The organism is Burkholderia sp. MSMB1826 (assembly GCF_001526325.1).
In the GTDB taxonomy this organism is placed as follows: Bacteria; Pseudomonadota; Gammaproteobacteria; order Burkholderiales; family Burkholderiaceae; genus Burkholderia.
Genome location: NZ_LOYN01000044.1, coordinates 46,764 through 64,781, shown reverse-complemented (window position 1 = coordinate 64,781; position 18,018 = coordinate 46,764). Strand labels below are relative to the sequence as shown.

Annotated in this window: 16 protein-coding genes and 1 pseudogene; 11 read left to right on the top strand and 6 right to left on the bottom strand. The window is 68.2% G+C overall.

The window, feature by feature from the left end; translation table 11 throughout:
* Positions 1-18: 18 nt before the first annotated feature.
* From WS95_RS25770 to WS95_RS25760, 3 genes are all read left to right on the top strand, one after another.
* Positions 19-1,308: a Zn-dependent hydrolase gene (locus tag WS95_RS25770; protein ID WP_059826950.1), complete on the top strand. Its 1,290-nt coding sequence runs from the start codon at positions 19-21 to the stop codon at positions 1,306-1,308.
* A complete protein-coding gene (locus WS95_RS25765) occupies positions 1,305-2,807 on the top strand; it encodes a M81 family metallopeptidase (protein ID WP_059826844.1) in 1,503 nt (500 codons plus the stop codon). The genes WS95_RS25770 and WS95_RS25765 overlap by 4 nt, the downstream gene beginning before the upstream one ends.
* A gap of 123 nt (positions 2,808-2,930) precedes the next feature.
* Complete coding sequence (locus tag WS95_RS25760) at positions 2,931-4,118, top strand: beta-propeller fold lactonase family protein (RefSeq protein WP_059826843.1); 1,188 nt, start codon at positions 2,931-2,933, stop codon at positions 4,116-4,118.
* A 170-nt stretch (positions 4,119-4,288) separates the two neighbouring features.
* On the opposite strand, the gene WS95_RS35910 is transcribed toward WS95_RS25760, so the two are convergent.
* Positions 4,289-4,423: a hypothetical protein gene (locus tag WS95_RS35910; RefSeq protein ID WP_006767081.1), complete on the bottom strand. Its 135-nt coding sequence runs from the start codon at positions 4,421-4,423 to the stop codon at positions 4,289-4,291.
* Positions 4,424-4,825: 402 nt separating this feature from the next.
* On the opposite strand from WS95_RS35910, the gene WS95_RS25755 reads away from it, so the two are divergent.
* The 4 genes from WS95_RS25755 to WS95_RS25735 all read left to right on the top strand — a co-directional run bounded on the left by WS95_RS25755 (position 4,826) and on the right by WS95_RS25735 (position 8,517).
* Positions 4,826-5,293 carry a hypothetical protein gene (locus WS95_RS25755; protein ID WP_059826842.1) on the top strand — a complete coding sequence of 156 codons (468 nt, stop codon included), beginning with the start codon at positions 4,826-4,828 and terminating at the stop codon, positions 5,291-5,293.
* A 70-nt stretch (positions 5,294-5,363) separates the two neighbouring features.
* Positions 5,364-6,176: an alpha/beta fold hydrolase gene (locus WS95_RS25750; protein ID WP_059826841.1), complete on the top strand. Its 813-nt coding sequence runs from the start codon at positions 5,364-5,366 to the stop codon at positions 6,174-6,176.
* A gap of 418 nt (positions 6,177-6,594) precedes the next feature.
* Positions 6,595-7,764, top strand: coding sequence for a class C beta-lactamase (gene ampC / locus WS95_RS25740; RefSeq protein WP_059826840.1), 1,170 nt, complete (start codon positions 6,595-6,597; stop codon positions 7,762-7,764).
* Between the two features lie 90 nt (positions 7,765-7,854).
* The gene (locus tag WS95_RS25735) at positions 7,855-8,517 is read left to right on the top strand and encodes an ankyrin repeat domain-containing protein (protein ID WP_059826838.1); all 663 of its coding nucleotides are present in this window, start codon (positions 7,855-7,857) and stop codon (positions 8,515-8,517) included.
* Between the two features lie 183 nt (positions 8,518-8,700).
* Here WS95_RS25735 and shc read toward each other — a convergent pair whose 3' ends face one another.
* Positions 8,701-10,737 (bottom strand): squalene--hopene cyclase, encoded by a 2,037-nt coding sequence (gene shc, locus WS95_RS25730; protein ID WP_059826836.1) that lies wholly within the window; start codon positions 10,735-10,737, stop codon positions 8,701-8,703.
* A gap of 52 nt (positions 10,738-10,789) precedes the next feature.
* Between shc and WS95_RS25725 the strand changes: the two genes are divergently transcribed.
* Positions 10,790-11,479, top strand: a complete 690-nt coding sequence (locus tag WS95_RS25725) for a TetR/AcrR family transcriptional regulator (protein ID WP_059826835.1) — start codon at positions 10,790-10,792, stop codon at positions 11,477-11,479.
* A gap of 61 nt (positions 11,480-11,540) precedes the next feature.
* Here WS95_RS25725 and WS95_RS25720 read toward each other — a convergent pair whose 3' ends face one another.
* Positions 11,541-12,449, bottom strand: coding sequence for a LysR family transcriptional regulator (locus tag WS95_RS25720; protein WP_059781879.1), 909 nt, complete (start codon positions 12,447-12,449; stop codon positions 11,541-11,543).
* Positions 12,450-12,579: 130 nt separating this feature from the next.
* Here WS95_RS25720 and WS95_RS25715 point away from each other — a divergent pair, with 130 nt between their 5' ends.
* Together WS95_RS25715 and WS95_RS25710 are read left to right on the top strand one after the other, a co-directional pair.
* Complete coding sequence (locus WS95_RS25715; protein WP_059826834.1) at positions 12,580-12,990, top strand: (R)-mandelonitrile lyase; 411 nt, start codon at positions 12,580-12,582, stop codon at positions 12,988-12,990.
* A 242-nt stretch (positions 12,991-13,232) separates the two neighbouring features.
* The gene (locus tag WS95_RS25710) at positions 13,233-13,934 is read left to right on the top strand and encodes a carboxymuconolactone decarboxylase family protein (protein ID WP_373557169.1); all 702 of its coding nucleotides are present in this window, start codon (positions 13,233-13,235) and stop codon (positions 13,932-13,934) included.
* 199 nt (positions 13,935-14,133) lie between these two features.
* Here the strand turns inward: WS95_RS25710 and WS95_RS25705 are convergent.
* Together WS95_RS25705 and WS95_RS25700 are read right to left on the bottom strand one after the other, a co-directional pair.
* Positions 14,134-15,185: pseudogene (locus WS95_RS25705) on the bottom strand (aldo/keto reductase).
* A 74-nt stretch (positions 15,186-15,259) separates the two neighbouring features.
* Positions 15,260-15,850: a flavodoxin family protein gene (locus WS95_RS25700; RefSeq protein WP_059826832.1), complete on the bottom strand. Its 591-nt coding sequence runs from the start codon at positions 15,848-15,850 to the stop codon at positions 15,260-15,262.
* Between the two features lie 117 nt (positions 15,851-15,967).
* Between WS95_RS25700 and WS95_RS25695 the strand changes: the two genes are divergently transcribed.
* Positions 15,968-16,873 (top strand): LysR family transcriptional regulator, encoded by a 906-nt coding sequence (locus WS95_RS25695; RefSeq protein ID WP_059826831.1) that lies wholly within the window; start codon positions 15,968-15,970, stop codon positions 16,871-16,873.
* 88 nt (positions 16,874-16,961) lie between these two features.
* Here WS95_RS25695 and WS95_RS25690 read toward each other — a convergent pair whose 3' ends face one another.
* Positions 16,962-17,855 carry a LysR substrate-binding domain-containing protein gene (locus WS95_RS25690; protein ID WP_034208935.1) on the bottom strand — a complete coding sequence of 298 codons (894 nt, stop codon included), beginning with the start codon at positions 17,853-17,855 and terminating at the stop codon, positions 16,962-16,964.
* Positions 17,856-18,018: the final 163 nt, after the last annotated feature.

Sequence of the window (18,018 nt, the reverse complement as noted above, 5' to 3'; positions counted from 1 at the left end):
ATGCGAGGAATGGCAACGATGCAAGTACAGGATGTGACTCCGGGCGTCGCGGCGTCCGGCTTGCGCGTCGATGGCGCGCGGCTGTGGGACAGCCTGATGCGCCTCGCGCGGATCGGTGCGACCGACAAGGGCGGTGTGTGCCGTCTCGCGCTCACGGACCTCGATCGCCAGGCACGCGACTTGTTCGTCGCCTGGGCCAAGGAAATCGGCTGCACCGTGCGCGTCGATGCGATCGGCAATATCTTTGCGCGGCGCGCGGGCGAACGGGACGACCTGCCGCCCGTGGCGACGGGCAGCCATATCGACACGCAGCCGACCGGCGGCAAGTTCGACGGCAACTACGGCGTGCTGGCCGGCCTCGAGGTGCTGCGTACGCTCGATGACGCCGGGGTGCGCACGCGCGCGCCGCTCGAGGTGGCCGTCTGGACCAACGAAGAAGGGTCGCGCTTCGTTCCGGTGATGATGGGGTCCGGCGTGTTCGCGGGCGCGTTCACGCTCGACCATGCGCTCGCGCAACGCGATCGCGATGGCGTGTCGGTGCGCGATGCGCTGGCCGCGATCGGCTATGCGGGCGGCGCGGACGACGGGCACGGTGCGCATCCGGTCGGCGCGTATTTCGAAGCGCATATCGAGCAGGGGCCGGTATTGGAGGCGCACGACACGACGATCGGCGTGGTCGAGGGTGCGCTCGGGCAGCGCTGGTACGACGTGACCGTACACGGCATGGAGGCGCATGCGGGCCCGACGCCGATGGAACTGCGCCGCGATGCGCTGCTGGTCGCGGCCGATCTCGTGCGTGCGGTGAACGGCATCGCGCGTGCGCATCCGCCGCACGGACGCGGCACGGTCGGCTGGGTCGACGTGCACCCGAATTCGCGCAACGTGATTCCCGGCCGCGTGACGCTGACCGTCGACCTGCGCGCGGCCGACGACGCGACGCTGGCGTCGATGGACGCGCAACTGCGTGCGGCATGCGCCGACCTGGGCGCGGCGGCCGGGATGCGGATCGACATCGAGCCGGTCGTGTATTTTCCGCCGCAGCCGTTCGATCCGGCGCTGATCGAGCAGGTCCGCGCCGGGGCGCACGCGCTCGGGCTGTCGTCGATGAACGTGATCAGCGGCGCGGGCCACGATGCGGTGTATCTCGCGCGCGTGGCGCCGACCGCGATGATCTTCGTGCCGTGCAAGGACGGCATCAGTCACAACGAGATCGAAGACGCCGATCCGGTGCATCTGGAAGCCGGCTGCAACGTGCTGCTGCATGCGATGCTGGGCGCGGCCGGGATCGCGGAGGGCCGTGCGCGATGAAGATCCTGATCGCCCGGATGAACCACGAGACCAACACGTTCTCGCCGGTGCCGACGCCGCTTGCCGCGTTCGGCCGCAACGGCCCCGACTGGGGCGACGACGCGTATCGCGCGAATCGCGGGATGCGCACCGCGATGGCCGCGTTCATCGACGCGGCCGAGCGCGAAGGCGCCGATATCGTGACGCCCGTGTCGGCGGCCGCGAACCCGAGCGGGCCGGTCGCGGCCGACGCGTATGCGGCGATCTGCGATGCGATCGTCGCCGCCGCGCCCGGCTGCGATGCGGTGATGCTCGACCTGCACGGCGCGATGGTCGCCGAGCAGAGCGTGGACGGCGAGGGCGACCTGCTCGCGCGCGTGCGCGCGGCGCTGCCCGGTGCGCCGATCGCGGTCGCGCTCGACCTGCACGCGAACGTCACGCAGAAGATGATCGATCACGCGGACGTGATCGTCAGTTTCAAGACGTATCCGCACGTCGATATGTACGAGACCGGCGAGCATGCGGCGCGGCTGCTGCTCGACCGGCTTCACGGCCGCGCGCGGCCCGTGCTCGCGTGGCGGCAGCCGCCGCTGATGACGTCGACGCTGCGCAGCGCGAGCGCCGAAGGCGCGATGCGGCGCGCGGTGGAGGCCGCGTGCGCGGCCGAGGCGGATGGAATGCTGGCGGTATCGATCCTGCCCGGTTTCTCGCTCGCGGATATTCCCGCGCCGTGCATCAGCGTGGTCGTGGTGGCCGACGGCGATCGCGCTGCCGCCGACGCCGCGGCCGAACGCATTGCGCGGCAGATCTGGGACGCGCGCGACGAATTCGTGTATCGCAGCGCGCCGCTCGCCGAATCGGTCGCGCGGGCCGCCGCGCTCGCCCACGGCGCGGATCGCCCGGTGCTGATGCTCGATCACGGCGACAACTGCATGTCGGGCGGCCCGTGCGACACGATGGACCTGCTCGAAGCCGCGCTCGCGCACGGGCTCGACGGGATCGTCAGCGGGCCGTTGTGCGATCCCGAAGCCGTCGCGGCGCTGATCGACGCGGGCGTCGGCGCCACCGTCACGGTGCCGGTCGGCAACCGGCTGCCGTCGCACGGCGGCGTGCGGCGCGAACCGTTCCGCGCGACGGGCATCGTGCGCGCGATCACCGACGGCGAATACGTGATCACGGGGCCGACGTATACCGGGCAGCGTGCGTACATGGGCCGCGCGGCGGTGCTCGACATCGGCACGGCCACGCTCGTCGTCACCGAGCGCACGCAGGAGCCGTGGGATCTCGGCGTGTTCGAGAGCGTCGGCGTCGATCCACGCCGTGCGCGCTTCCTGCTGCTGAAGTCGCGGATGTATTGCCGGCCGGTGTTCGTGCCGATTTCGTCCGCGCTGGTCGAATGCGACAGTCGCGGCGTGACGGGCTCGGACTTCGGACTGTTCCGCTACGAGCGGCTCGCGCGGCCGGTGTATCCGCTCGACGACATCGAGCGGTGGGAGCCGGACGCACGATCGACGGGCTGACGGAAACGGGGCGCAAGACGCCGGTCGCGCGCGCTTTCGGGCATCATGCGATGGCGCCGGCCCGTCGGGCAGCAGGGTCGGGCAATCCATTGCGTCCGCACCCGATCCGGAGAACCGACCGCCATGCATTCGAATCCCTTCCGCCCGCGCAGCGCGCGCCTGCTCGCCGCGCTGGCCTTCGCCACGACGGCCGTTGCCGTGCACGCCGCCGACTGGATCGTGTCCGGCAACGACGGCAAGTACCAGCGCGTCGAGGGTCGCGACACCTATCTGCCGTCCCCGCCCGCGGATACGCTGACGCTTCTCGACGCGAGCATCTTTCCGCCGAAGGTCGCGCTGCAGGTCGACGTCGAGAACGGCATCCAGGGGCCGCCGCAGGCCGTCGCGATCACGCCCGACGCGAAGCTCGCGCTCGTCGGTGCGCCGACGCGCTATGACACGGCCGCGAAGCAGCTCGTGTTCGACACGTTCCTGCAGGTCGTGAATCTCGACACCGCGCCGCCCGCGATTACGCGCGTCGAGCTCGGCACGCATCCGCAAGGGATCGCGATCGACCGCTCGGGCCGGCTCGCGCTCGTCGCCAACGTCGATGGTAGCGTGTCGATCCTGCGCATCGACGGCACGCACGTGACGCTCGACGGCACCCTGAAAATCGGCAAGAAGCGGTTGGCCGGGATCAGCTTCACGCACGACGGCAAGCATGCGCTCGTGTCGCTGCGTGACGAGCAGGGCATCGCGGTGCTGAACGTCGACGACGGCAACGTGACCGACAGCGGCACGCGCCTGAGCACGGGCGTTGCGCCGTACACGATCGACGTGTCGAGCGACAACCGCTGGGCCGTCGTCAGCAACGTCGGGCTCGCCGGGCTGCCGGGTTACACCGGCACGCTCGCGGGCGACGCCGATTCGGTCGCGTTGATCGACGTATCGCGCGTGCCGTTTCGCATGGTCCAGTATTTGACGGTGCCGTCGCTGCCGGAAGGCGTCGCGATTTCTCCGAACGGCAAGTGGATCGCCGTGCAGGCGATGGACGGCTCGAACCTGACGGCCGACAACCCGGGTCGCCACAAGCTCGGCAGGGTGCTGCTGTTCGAAATCCGCGACGGGCAGGCGGTGAAGGTGAGCGAGGCGCCGGGCGGCGAAGCCGCGCAGGGCATCGTGTTTACCGCCGACAGCCGGCACGTGATCGTGCAGTTCAACGTCGAACGGCAGCTTGCGCTGTATGCGGTCGAGGGCGGCAAGCTGCGCGACACGGGCAAGCGGATCGCGCTGACGGCCGGGCCGTCTTCGTTGAGGACGTTGCCGCGCTGACGCGCGTGGCGGGCTCCGTTCGCGGCTTGTCGAGCAGCCATGAGATGGCGGAAAACATCATCGAGCGGCTCGGCGAAGCGTTGTCGATCGCGCAAGTCGGCGACGCGCACGCGAGGATGCCAAGGACGGAAGCGCCCGGTACGCCCGCACCGGCTTGCAAGGCCGCGCGGTTACGGACGCAGCAGATCGAACCCGCCGAATACCACGACACCGCTGAGCACGATCATCGCGACGGAGTGCTGGCCGAAGTAGAGAATCGCGGCGGCGAGCCACGTCGTGATGCAGAAGGCGCCGATGCGGGCCATCGTGTGTTCCTCGAATGCGTGATGAAGTGAATGTGTGCCGCACGGCGTTCGCCGCTCGAGCAGTGAGCGGGGCACGCACGCAGCCGAACGGAAAAGGCGCTCCGGGAAGCCGCGATGCCGGTGTCGGCACACGTTGCATGCCGGCCCGGAGTCGCAGCCGGCGGCATCGGCGATCGGGCCTGGAAAGAGGACTCCGACATGCGCATCCCGGCCGGCGAAGCGGCGATTTTACCAGCGCCATCGTGCCGCCAATCTGGCCCTTTCGCGATCAATGGCGGTCATCGTCCGGCAATCCACCCGACCCCCGATATTCAAGTTTCGTGTGACGAATGCCGTAAACAATTGAAAGGCGATTTCCGCCCCTGTCATTTGGTTTACCGACACGACTCACGGACCGACACGATGCAGATCGATTTCTCCACGACCCCGCGATCGCCGCTCGCGGACAGCGGCGTGACCGCGAACCCGCCCGCGCCGACGTCGTCCACCGGCGGCGCAACGGATACCGCGAGCGCCACGAGTTCGAGCGGCACCATCGGCACCACCGGCACCACCGGCGCGAAGGATTCGACGGGTGCCGCCGGCGCCACGTCCGGCGCGGCGGGCGCATCGTCGGAAGACCCGGCGGTTGCCCAGTTGAAGGCGCTGATCGAGCGGCTGCAGAAGCAGCTCGCGACATTGGAGCGGCAGATGGCCACCGCGGCCCAGCGCGCGAAGGACGACCCGGCCGCGGCCGTCGAACAGCAGTCGCTGAGTGCGGAAGCCAGCGCGATTTCAGCCGCGCTGGCGACGGCGATCTCGCAACTTGCCGCGGCGCTCGAAAAATCCGGCGGCTCGCCGTCGGGCGGGCTGGTGTCGACGCAGGCCTGAGCGGCGACGGCGGCGTCGGCCGCACGCATTACAATCGCAAGCGCGTCTCCCTCTCGAGGACGACTGAACGATGAATGCGGAATTCGACGACGACGAACTCGTCCGCTTCGACGCGCACGGCGGCACGCCGCTGCCGGCGGCCGATGTCGAAGGATGGCTCGACCACGACGGTGCGCGCATTTGGCACGCGTCGTTCGGCCAGGGGCCGGCGGTCGTGCTGCTGCACGGCGGCCTCGGCCATGGCGGCAACTGGGGCAACCAGGTACCGGCGCTGCGCGCGGCCGGCTACCGCGCGATCGTGATCGACAGCCGCGGCCACGGCCGCAGCACGCGCGACGACCGCCCCTATTCGTACGAACGGATGGCATCGGACGTGCTGGCCGTGCTCGACGTGCTGCAGGTCGACCGTGCACGCTTCGTCGGCTGGAGCGACGGTGCATGCATCGCGCTCGTGCTGGCCGCCCGCGCGCCGGAACGCGCGGCCGGCGTGTTCTTCTTCGCGTGCAACATGGATCCGGGCGGCACGAAGGACATGGTGCCGAGCCCGCTGATCGACCGTTGTTTCGCGCGACATCGCAAGGACTATGCGCACCTGTCCGCGACACCGGACCAGTTCGACGCGTTCGTGGCCGCCGTCAGCGAAATGATGCGCACGCAACCGAATTACACCGCGCAGGATCTCGCGGCGATCGCCGTGCCGGTTGCGATCGTGCAGGGCGAGCACGACGAATTCATCCGGCCCGAGCATGCGGCGTACCTCGCGCGAACGATTCCCGGCGCGACGCTGACGATCCTGCCCGGCGTGAGCCATTTTGCGCCGCTGCAGCGGCCCGCGCGGTTCAACGCGGCGATGCTGGCGTTTCTCGACCGGCTGCCGGGGTGATGCGCGCACGGGCCGGCGATGCGCAGGCGTGCGTCGGCCGCGTTTTCGCATGTCGAGCGCCATCGCGCAGGTGACGCGTTGCAGTTGCCGGGCGAGCCTCGTGCCGGCGCGCGAGCGCAGGAATTCGGCGCGCACGCGTTCGCGGGCGATCGGCTGCATGTGCCCGGATTCGATGCCGTCAAACCCGGCCGGTTTTCCTGAAAAAAACAGGCATGCGCCGCCGACGTCGTCGCGGCCTCGTCCGGCATGTCGCGCACTTCATAAGTTTTTCTTTCGGCTCGCGCAACATATCGTCGATTGTTGGCGACCGGGCGGTAGCGGATAGTCCTGCTTCGACAGGCCGGCCGCCGCCCGCTCCGCGCAGCGCGGCCAGATCTGTTGTCCATGCAACCATCTGGAATCGAAAGGAACCGCACTCATGCGATTCAATGCGACACGCTTCGCCGCGACCCTGTTCGTCGCCGCATGCGCGACCGCCGCGGCCGGTCGTGCGGCCGCCGTCACGCAGGACGACCTCCACGACACCGTCACCCGTCATATCGCGCCGCTGATGAAGCAGTACGCAATCCCCGGCATGGCGGTCGGCATCGTCGCCGACGGCAAGCCCTACGTGTTCGACTACGGCGTGATGTCGAAGCAAACCGGCAAGCCGGTGACCGGCGACACGCTGTTCGAAATCGGCTCGGTGAGCAAGACGCTGACCGCGACGCTCGCCGCCGACGCGCAGGAGGGCGGCGAACTGTCGCTCGCGGACCCCGTGGCCAAATATCTGCCCGAGCTGCAGGGCAAGCCGTTCGGCGTCGTGACGCTGCTTCAGCTCGGCACGCACACGCCCGGCGGGACGCCGCTGCAGGTACCGGACGGCATCCGCGACGACGCGGGCCTGATCCGCTATCTCGGCGCGTGGCGGCCCGACTATGCGCCCGGCACGCACCGCAAGTATTCGAACGTCGCGATCGGCATGCTCGGCTGGCTCACGGCGAAGGCGATGCACCGGGATTTCGCGACGCTGATGGAGCAGCGGCTCTTTCCCGCGCTCGGAATGACGCACACCTACATCGACGTGCCCGACGCACGCATGGCCGACTATGCGCAGGGCTACACGAAGGACGGCAAGCCGACCCGGATGACGCAAGGCATGCTGTGGCAGCAGGCGTACGGCGTGCGGACCACGGCGGCCGACCTGCTGCGCTTCGTGCAGGCGAACATGGGGATGATCCAGACCGCGCCGCGCCTGCAGCGCGCGATCGAACGCACGCACACCGGCTACTTCCGCGCAGGCCCGCTGACGCAGGATTTGATCTGGGAACAGTATCCGTACCCGGTCGCGCTGCCCACGCTGCTCGCGGGCAATGCGCCGAAGATGCTGTTCGATGCGGTGCCGGCCAGCGCGATCCAGCCGCCGCTCGCGCCGAACCCCGCGACCTGGATCAACAAGACGGGTTCGACCGGCGGCTTCAGCACGTATGTCGCGTTCGTTCCCGCGAAGCGGATCGCGATCGTGATGCTCGCGAACGGCAACGTGCCGATCGAGGACCGCGTGAAGGTCGCGTACCGGATCCTCGGATCGCTCGGCGACGGGCGGTAATGTCGCCGCGCGCGCCTGTCGGGAAGTGCTTATGATGGCGGGCAATCCGGTGCGCGGCGGGCGACGCACCGGGCGACGGAGGAGAACCGATTGAGCATCGCATGGGACGGAATCACGGGCGCCGACGTGCTCGACGACGCGCAACTGGCGAGCCGGCACGCATTGGCCGATGCGGCGCGCGACGGCGCATGGGCGACACTGATCGAGCGTGTCGCGCAACAGCCTGCGCTCGTCAACGCGACGCGGCCGGGCGGCACGTCGCTATACGCGCCGCTGCATCAGGCCGCGTATGGCGGCGCGCCGCAGGAGGTCGTCGCGGAACTGCTGCGGCTCGGCGCATGGCGCATGCTGCGCGATGCGCGAGGTGGGCGCGCGGTCGACATTGCCGCGTCGCGCGGGCATCGGCATCTGGTCGCGCTGCTGACGCCGCAGCCGCGGCGCTTCGTGCCCGACGGCACGCTGCGCGCCATCCAGCGCCATTTCCACGACATGATCGGTGGCCGCATCGCGCACCTGCGGGTCGACGCACTGCGTTTTCCCGAACTCGAACCGCTGCTCGAATTCGACGCGCAAGCCGGGCGCATGTGGTTCGCGGTGCCCGGCATGTATGGCGGATTCCGTTATGCGCTGCGTACGGACGGCGATGCCGCGGTGCTCGTGTCCGAGAGCTGGAGCCGCGTGGTCGGCGGCTCGGGCCAGCGGCACGAGATCACGGCCCACGGCTGCACGCTGGTCGAAGAGGGCTTCGTCTGATCCGGCCGATCGTCTCGCCGGGCGCAAGACCGCACCACGTCGAAGACGCCGATCCCGTCCCGCATCCTGCCGCGCGCGTTGCGCACACAAGTGCGTCGCGCGGCGGGCTGACCTGCGCGACGCATCGTTCGTCTCGTTTCCGCCGGGTTTCGACGCGCGCAGCGCGATCGAGCGCGTGGTCGTTCAAGCGATAGCCGTGCCGTCCGCTTCGACGACCGCCGGCGCAGCAGTGGCGGCGCCCGCCAGCCGCCGGTAACGCGCGAGCGCCCACAGCGGGAAGTACGCGGTATAGCCGTGATACTTCAGGTAGAAGATGCGCGGAAAGCCCGGCGCATTGTGCGAACGGTGCCACCAGAAACCGTCTTCCTGCTGCACCGACTGCAGATACGCGATGCCGCGTTTCACCGAATCGGATTCGCAGTCGCCGAACGCCATCTGCGCGAGCAGCGCCCACGCGGTGCAGTTCGACGTGCTTTCGCCGCCGTTCGTGCCGGCCAGCTTCGGGTCGATGTAGCTGTCGTTCGTCTCGCCCCAGCCGCCGTCCGCATGCTGCCGCGCGCGCAGCCAGTCGAGCGCGCGTGCGATATAGGGTTGCGACTTGTCCTCGCCGGCGAGCGCGAGGCCGGCCAGCACGCTCCACGTGCCGTACAGGTAGTTCGTGCCCCAGCGGCCCCACCAGCTGCCGTCGGGCTGCTGCGTGCGCTTCACGTAGTCGATGCAGCGCGCGAGCGACGCACGGTCTTCCGCGCGCTTCGTCACGCCGAAGCACAGCAGCACGCGGCCCGATACGTCCTCGGTCGGCGGATCGAGCAGCGCGCCATGATCGGCGAACGGGATCGCGTTCAGGTACATGCGGTCGCAGTCCGCATCGAACGCCGCGAAGCCGCCGTTGCGCGATTGCAGCCCGCGCACCCAGTCGAGCGCGCGTGCGACGCGCGACGCATACGGGTGCGTACCGTCCGCATGGCGGTGCGTACGGCCGCGTCGATCGAGCATCGCGGTGACGACCGCGCTGTCGTCGATGTCCGGGTAATACGGGTTCGCGTACTGGAACGCCCATCCGCCCGGCTCGACGTCGGCCGGGACGTTCTCGACCCAGTCGCCGCGCAGGTCGTTCACCTGCCGCTCGGCCAGCCAGTCGTACGCGCGGGCGATGCGTGCATCGAGTTCGCGCAGCGCGCCGGCCGACTCGCCGGTTTCCGGCGCCGCGACACCGCGCGCCTGCTCGAGCGCCATCGTGCTCCACGCGGTGTCCCACACCGGCGACAGGCACGGCTGGCAATACACACTGCCGTCCGGCCGCGTGACCAGCAGCTTCTCCAGCGCGTTTTCGCAGTCGCGCCGCAGCGGATGGTCGTCCGGGTAGCCGAGCACCTGCATCATCTGATAGCTGTACACGATCGGCGGGAAAATGCCGCCGAGCCCATCCTCGCCGTTCATCCGTTCCGCACACCACGCTTGCGCATGCCGGATCGCGCGCTGCCGCAGGCGCTTCGGTATCAGCGGCTCGATATGGCGGACCGTGCGGTCGAGCGCGAGGAACAGCCGGCGCATGCCGCGCGCGGGCGGGAAGTACCGGCGCTCTTCGTCCGGCGGCGTGACGAACAGTTCGCGGATCGAGACGTTGCGCGGATTGCGCGCCCGCGCCTTCAGCGAGCACAGCACGAGCAGCGGCACCATCGTCGTGCGCGCCCAGTACGCGACCTTGTACATCGAGATCGGCACCCACTTCGGGAACAGCACGAATTCGACCGGCATGAACGGCGTCGCGCGCCACGGCACCTGGCCGAACGTCGCGAGCAGGATGCGCGTGAACACGTTCGAGCGTGCCGCGCCGCCGAGCTTCAGGATCGCGTCGCGCGCGCGGATCATGTGCGGCGCGTGTTCGCTGTCGCCGGCCGCCTTCAGCGCGAAATACGCCTTCACGCTGCACGACACGTCCGGCGCGCCGTCGACGTACAGATCCCATGCGCCGTGCGTGTCGAGCCGCTGATTCGCGCGCAGGTAGCGCGCCATCTTCTCCTGGCGCACGTCGTCGATCCGGCCCATGAAATGCATCATCAGGATGTATTCCGCGGTGATCGTCGCGTCGGATTCGAGTTCGAAACACCAGCTGCCGTCGGGTTGCTGAAGGCGCACGAGTGCGTCGCGTCCACGGGCGATGGCAGTGTCGAGCGCGGACCAGGGGGAGGGGGCCGATTTGTTCATGCGGCGGATCATACCATCCAGCTGGAATGTTTATATCGAGACGCGCGGTGCTACCATCCGCACCATGAAAAAACGCCTCGAACCCGCGCCGCGCGACGTGTCCGCGCCCGTCGAACCGGTTGAAACGCCCGCTGCACCGGCGCTTGAAGGATCATCGGCGCCGGCGGCAGCCGCGGCCGCGGCCGGCGTGCGGCGAAAAAAAGCGCCGGATCAGGTGCGCGCGCAATTGCTGGCGGCCGCGTCGGAGATTGCCACGCATCACGGCGTGGCCGCGCTGACGCTCGATGCGGTGGCCGAGCGCGCCGGCGTGACGAAAGGCGCGCTGCAATATCACTTCGCGAACAAGCAGGGGTTGCTGGACGCGCTGTTCGGGCAGGCGACCGAGCGGTTCGGCGCGCAACTGGCCGCGCGGCTGGCGGCGGATTCCGACGGCGACGGCGCGGCGGCGCGCGCGTATCTGCATGCGGTGCTCGATGCGGCCCATCCGGCCGCGAGTACCGACGTGCTGCGCGTGCTGGTCGCGTCGATGATCACCGAGACGGACACGCGCGCGCGATGGTCGGTGCCGATGCGCGAATGGACGCGGCCCGACCCGGTGCCGCTCGAGCAGGCCGCGACGCTGATGATCTGCCGGCTCGCGGCCGACGGGTTGTGGATTTCGGAATTGCTCGACAGCGTCGACGTATCGGCCGAATTGCGCGCCGAGATCGTTCGGCAACTCGATGCAATGAGCCGGGGCGTGTTTCCGAAGTGATGCGCGACGCGGGAGCGATGTCGTCACGGGCGGGACGCTGTCGATACATCGGCGTCACGGCTCATGCCGATCGTGTGGTGCGTCGATACCCGGCCCTGAGCGCGTCGACCACGAGTTCCATGGCTCGCGACGATTTGTGCCGGCTCGGATAAAAGACGTGGTGCCCGACGAACGTTGGAAACCAGTCCTCCAGCACCCAGCCGAGCCGTCCGGCTTCGACGTGATGCGCGACCAGGTCCTTCGGCACATAGGCGAGCCCGAAGCCGGCAAGCGCCGCGTCGACCATCTGATAGACGTTGTTGAACGTCAACTGCCCTTCGACGCGGACCTGCAAGTCGCGGCGCCCCTTGCTCAACTCCCACGACAGCAGCGCGTTTCTGGTCGGCAGCCGAAGATTGATGCAGTTGTGCCGGGTCAGGTCCTGGGGCGTCTTCGCCGTGGGGCGGGACGCAAGGTAATCGGGAGAACCGATGATCGACATCGTCATGTCCGGCCCGATACGCTGCGCGATCATGTCCTTGGCAATCTGGTCGCCGAGTCGCACGCCGATGTCGTAGCGGCCGGCGACGAGGTCGGTCAGGCCATAGTCGTTCACCAGCTCGACCTTGAGCGCCGGATATCGACGCAGCAGCGGTTGCAGCCGCGGCCACACGTACTCGTTCGCCGCATAGTCGGTCGCGGTGATCCGGACGTTGCCGGCCGGCTGGTCCGTCATCGCGCGCAGCGATTCCAGTTCCGCCTCGATTTCCTGAAAGCGCGGGGCGATCGATGCCAGCAACCGCTCGCCGGCCTCGGTCGGCGACACGCTGCGCGTCGTGCGCGTCAGCAACGGAATGCCCATGCGCGCTTCCAGCGCGCGCACCGTTCGGCTCAACGCCGATTGAGACACGCCGAGCTGCGCGGCCGCACGGGTGAAATTGCGCTCGCGCGCGACGGCCATGAACGCCACCAGATCGTTGAAGTCTTCCATTGATTAATGCGCCACGGCATAGGTTCATGCCGATTTTGCCATCTAGTCGCATGAATCGCGAGTCGTTAAAGTGGGATGGCCGACCGCTGGAGCGATCCATGCGGCACCCTTTTCGATAGAGGAAGACATCATGGAACTGAAGCGCGCGGGCTCGCAGCCCTCGATCAAAGGCCCCGACGAATGGTTCACCGGCACGGTCCGCATCGACCCGCTGAACGCACCGCTGCCGCCGGCGCGCGTATCGTGCGCCAGCGTGACGTTCGAGCCGGGCGCACGCACCGCGTGGCACACCCATCCGCTCGGCCAGACGCTGCTGGTGACTGCCGGCTGCGGCTGGACGCAATGCGACGGCGAGCCGCGCGTCGAGATCCGGGTGGGCGACGTGATCTGGTGCCCGCCCGGCCACAAGCACTGGCACGGCGCGACGTCGACCACCGCGATGACGCATATCGCGATTCAGGAAGCGCTCGATGGCAAGAACGTCAACTGGCTGGACAAGGTGACGGACGAGCAATACCTCGGCAGCGGCGAGCCGCAATGAACGCGCCCGCTGCCGCTGCGTTGGCCTCGATGCCGGCCTGCGTGTCGCTCGCCGCGTCGGCCGACGACACGGCCAGCACGGGCATCGCGGTTGCGCACAGCGGCACGCGATCCTCGAACACGTCACCGATGCGCGGTACGGCGCACGGTGACGATCGCACGCGTCGCCCGTTGCGGCTCGTCGCCGCGACTGGACTGGCCCTGCTCGCCGCCGCGTGCACTCCCATGCAAAGGACCGACACCATGCAGGAACCCTTGTCTTCCCCCGATTTGAAAGCGGTCGCCCCGGCCTTCGAGCGATACACGACGCACACCGTGTTCGACGGCTTGTGGAAGCGGCCGCACCTGTCGCCGCGCGATCGCAGCATCGTGACGCTGTCGGTGCTGATCGCCCGCGGCCAGACCGTCGAGATGCCGCTGCATGTCCGCCTCGCGCTGGATCACGGCGTGAAGCCCGCGGAAATATCGGAAACGATCGCGCACCTGGCCTTTTACGCGGGATGGGCCAACGCGAGCGCCGCGTCGATCGTCGTCAAGCACGTCTATGACGAACGCGGCATCGGCCCCGATCAGCTCGCACCGGCGGACGTCACGCCGCTGCCGCTGAACGAGGCGGCCGAAGCGCAGCGCGCACGGACGGTCGCGGAAAACTTCGGCGCCGTCGCGCCGGGCGTGGTCGAGTACACGACCGACGCGCTGTTTCGCGACTTGTGGCTTCGCCCGGGGCTCGCGCCGCGCGACCGCAGCCTGGTGACGGTGAGTGCGCTCGTCGCCAACGGCCAGGTGGCGCAGATTCCGTATCACCTGAACCGTGCGATGGACAACGGGCTCACGCAGGCCGAGGCATCCGAGACGTTGACTCAACTGGCGTTCTACGCGGGATGGCCGAACGTCTTTTCGGCGATTCCCGTGTTCAAGGACGTATTTTCGCTGCGCGAGGCGTGACGCGCGTGCAACCTGAAGAGAGGAACATCATGACCGACAACATCGATGTCAGTCTATCGTCCGGACGTTGAGGCGCGTTCCGCAATGCTGTACAAGCAACCGGGTTGCCGGATGTGAGCGTGCATCGCAGGCACGGCGCGCTTGACACGGGCGGTTTCGCCACCGCCCGTGCCGAACCGCCGATGAAGTGCCGCCGGTCCTATTGCGCCGTCGTGCGTGTGAACGGCCCGGGAATCCTGCCCGCTTCCTGACGCGCGATCATCCAGCCGGGATAGCAGGGCGGCAACGCGCTCACGGCATCGAGGCGCGCCAGTTCCTCGTCGGTCAGGACGACGTCGACCGCGCCGAGATTGTCGTCGAGCTGGTCGATCCGCTTGGCGCCGATGATGACGCTGGTGACGGCCGGGCGAGCAACCACGCGAGCGCGATCCGCGCGACCGAGACGCCGTGCGCGCTGGCAATCGCGCGCATCTCCGCCACGCACGGCCAGACCCGCTCCGGGTCGACCGGCGGAAAATCGAAATGACCGCGCCGCGAACCGGCTTCAGTCGACGCGCCGGGACCGAACTTGCCCGACAGCAATCCGCCGGCGAGCGGCGACCAGACGAGCAGCCCCATTCGCTCGTCGACGGCGAGCGGAACCAGTTCGCGCTCCACGTCGCGCCCGGCGATCGAGTAGTAGGCCTGGAGCGTCTCGAAGCGCGTGGCGTGAAGCGCGGCACTCAGGCCGAGCGCCTTGCCGATCTTGCCCGCGCGCCAGTTCGACACGCCGACGTAACGGATCAGCCCCTGCCGCGTGAGATCGTCGAGCGCGCGCAGCGTTTCCTCGATCGGCGTGACTGGGTCGCTCGCGTGAATCTGGTACAGGTCGATATGATCGACCTGGAGCCGTTCCAGGCTTCTTTGCACCGAATCCATGATGTGACCGCGCGACGCGCCCTGGTCGTTGGGGCCCGCACCCATCACGCCGGCCGTCTTCGTCGCCAGCACGATCTCGTGGCGCGGGACGCCGAGGTCGCGCAGCGCTTGCCCAACCACGCGTTCGGACTGCCCGAACGAGTAAATATCGGCGGTATCGATGAAGTTGATGCCGGCGTCGAGCGCACGGGCGATCAGACGGTTCGCGTCGTCCTGGCCGACCGCGCCGATTGTTGCCCACATGCCGGCATCCGCGTTGCCGCCCATCGTCATCGTGCCGAGGCACAGCTCGGAGACGTACAGGCCGGTGCGGCCCAATTGCTTGTATTTCATTGTTGCGCCCTTCGGAATCGGCCGAACACAATACGAGGCGTCGGCCGGTGGCGCCCCGTACGAACGTCGGAATGTCAGTTGGAGCGTGATGTGCCGGCCCGCAACTGCCCGGCAATCGCCGCGACGCGTGCGCCATAGCGGCGCGCCGTTTCGAGGTCGCCCGGCGACATCTCGTCCGGCGACGCATCGGCCGGTGTCTGCGCCATCGGCGCGATGTAGGCGCCCATGCGGTTCAGGTCGTCGCGCGTCGACGCTTTCAGATTGGCCGGCTTGATGTCCATGCTGACCCAGATGCCGCCGTGCTGTCCGGCCAGCAGGAAGAAGTATTCGAGCGTATTGAGCTTGTCGCCGTTGAGGCTTGCGCTATTGGTGAAGCCGCCGAAGACCTTGTTCCGCCATCCGCGTTCGAACCAGACCTTCGACGACGCATCCGCGAACTTCTTGAACTGCCAGCTCGGGCCGCCCATGTAGGTCGGCGAGCCGAACAGGATCGCGTCGGCGTCGGCCAGTGTGTGCCACGCGTCGTCGGCGAGGTTGCCGTCGGCGTCGATCGCGACGAGTGCGGCGCCGGCGCCGTCCGCGACGGCGGCGGCCATCCGTTGCGTATGGCCGTAGCCGGAGTGGTAGACGACGGCCGTTTTTGCCGGCGGGGCGAGTTGATCCATGATGGTTTCCTTTCGTTCTGGTTTGTCGTTCAGACGACGTGGGAAGCCACTCTACCGAGCCGCAATCGGGTTATAAACGACGACAGATTGAACGCTCCGTTACTTTCCGGATGAACAATGCAGAACCTTGACGCGCTTTTGATTTTTGCCCGTGTCGCCGAAATGGCGAGCTTCACGCGTGCCGCCGAAAGCCTCGGCATTCAGAAGGGACGGGTATCCACGGTCATCCGTGCGCTCGAACGGGACATGGGTGTCGCACTCCTGCATCGGACCACGAGGCGCGTGCAGCTCACCGAGGACGGCCGCGCGTTCTATGCGCGTGCAACCGACCTGCTCGCCGAAGTGCAGGAATTGCAGTCGATGTTCTCGGGGCGCGGCGCGTCGCTGCGCGGCAGGTTGCGCGTGGACATGCCCACGGAATTGGCGCGCAGCGTCGTGGTGCCGGCGCTGCCCCAACTGATGGCCGCGCATCCGGATCTGGAGCTGGAGCTGTCCAGCACCGACCGGCGTGTCGATCTCGTTCGGGAAGGGTTCGATTGCGTGATCCGGCTGGGCCCGATCGCCGACGAGACGCTGATTGCCCGGCCGCTCGGCAGGCTGCGCATGACGAATGCGGCGAGCCCCGCCTATCTCGCGCGGCATGGCGTGCCGCATACGCTCGCCGATCTGCACGGCCAGGGGCACAAGATGATCCACTACACGCTGACGCTCGGCGCGCGGCATCCCGGATGGGAATACCCGGATGGCGACGGCTATGCGTGGTTGCCGTTGCCCAGCGCGATGCAGGTGAACAGCGTGCAGACCTATCACGCGGCGGGGCTGGCGGGCATCGGGCTGATCCAGGCCGGCTATTCGGCGCTCGCGCATCACCTCGAAAGCGGCGCGCTCGTGGAGGTGTTGCCGGACTTGCGTCCCGAGCCGCTTGCCGCGTCGCTCGTCGTCGCGCATCGGCGCAATCTGTCGCCGCGCGTGCGGGCTTTCATGGACTGGATCGGGGGCGTATTGAAGCCGTATCTGGATTAGCGGAACGGTTCGACGTGCCGGCGCATGCGGTTCCTACGTTGCGGTCCCTTTGCGTGACGCATACTTGCCGGAATCCACGACCGCGGCATCAGCGCGCCGCGTCCCGCGCGTCGTCCAGCAGCCACTCCGCAAACGCCCGCACCGGCGCCGCGCTCAATTCGATCGGCTCGGGCAGCACGAGGCAAAAGTTTTTCGTAATCGCCTTGCCGTCCGGCCAGGGCGCGACCAGCCGCCCTTGTTCGAGCTCCGTCCCGATGTAAAGCCGCGGCACCAGCGCGACGCCGAGGCCGGCCAGCGCGGCCTCGATCAGCATCGAATGAAGATCGTATCGCGGGCCGACCGCCGGATTGGTCAGCTCGATGCCGGTTTCCTGCGCATAGCGCTGCCACGCGTCCGGATTCTGCCGCCGGTGCAGGCGAGGCAGCGCATCCAGCGACGGCCTCGCGCCAACACCTTCGACGAGCGCCGGACTGCACACGGGCACCAGCACCTCTTCCAGCAGCGGATGCAGATGCATGCCGGCCCACGCGGGATGTTCGAAATGAATGGCGGCGTCGAATCCGCTGCCGGCCAGCAGGAAGGGTTCCATCCGTTCGGCGATGTGCACGGTGACGTTCGGATGGCGCGCCTGAAAGCGCTTCAACCGGGGAATCAGCCAGCGGGTCGCGAAGGTCGGGATCGCGGCGATGTCGATGCTCGCGCCTTCGACGGGCTGCCCCATCAGATACAGGCTGTCCCGTTCCAGCCGGTCAAGAATCTCGCGCACCTGCACCGCGTATCGCGCGCCGTTGGGCGCCAGCCGCACGCGGTTGCCGATGCGCTCGAACAGCGTCACGCCGAGGAACGCCTCCAGCCTGCCGATCTGACGGCTGACGGCGCCTTCGGTGCGCGCCAGCTCGTCGGCGGCGCGGGCGAAGCTGCCGTGTCGGGCCGCCGCGTCGAAGGCCAGGAGCGCGGAATTGCTGGGGATCTTGCGTCGCATCGTGGGTTTTGCCGGTCGGGGTGCGTTCGACGGTCAGCTTGATCAAATGTCACTGAAGGCTGACTTTAAGTCGATATCTGTGGGGAAAACAGCAGATTAGCATTACGTCACTGCACTGAATATCCCGTATTCGAGATGCAGGATGCTCACTCGTCACGAAGGA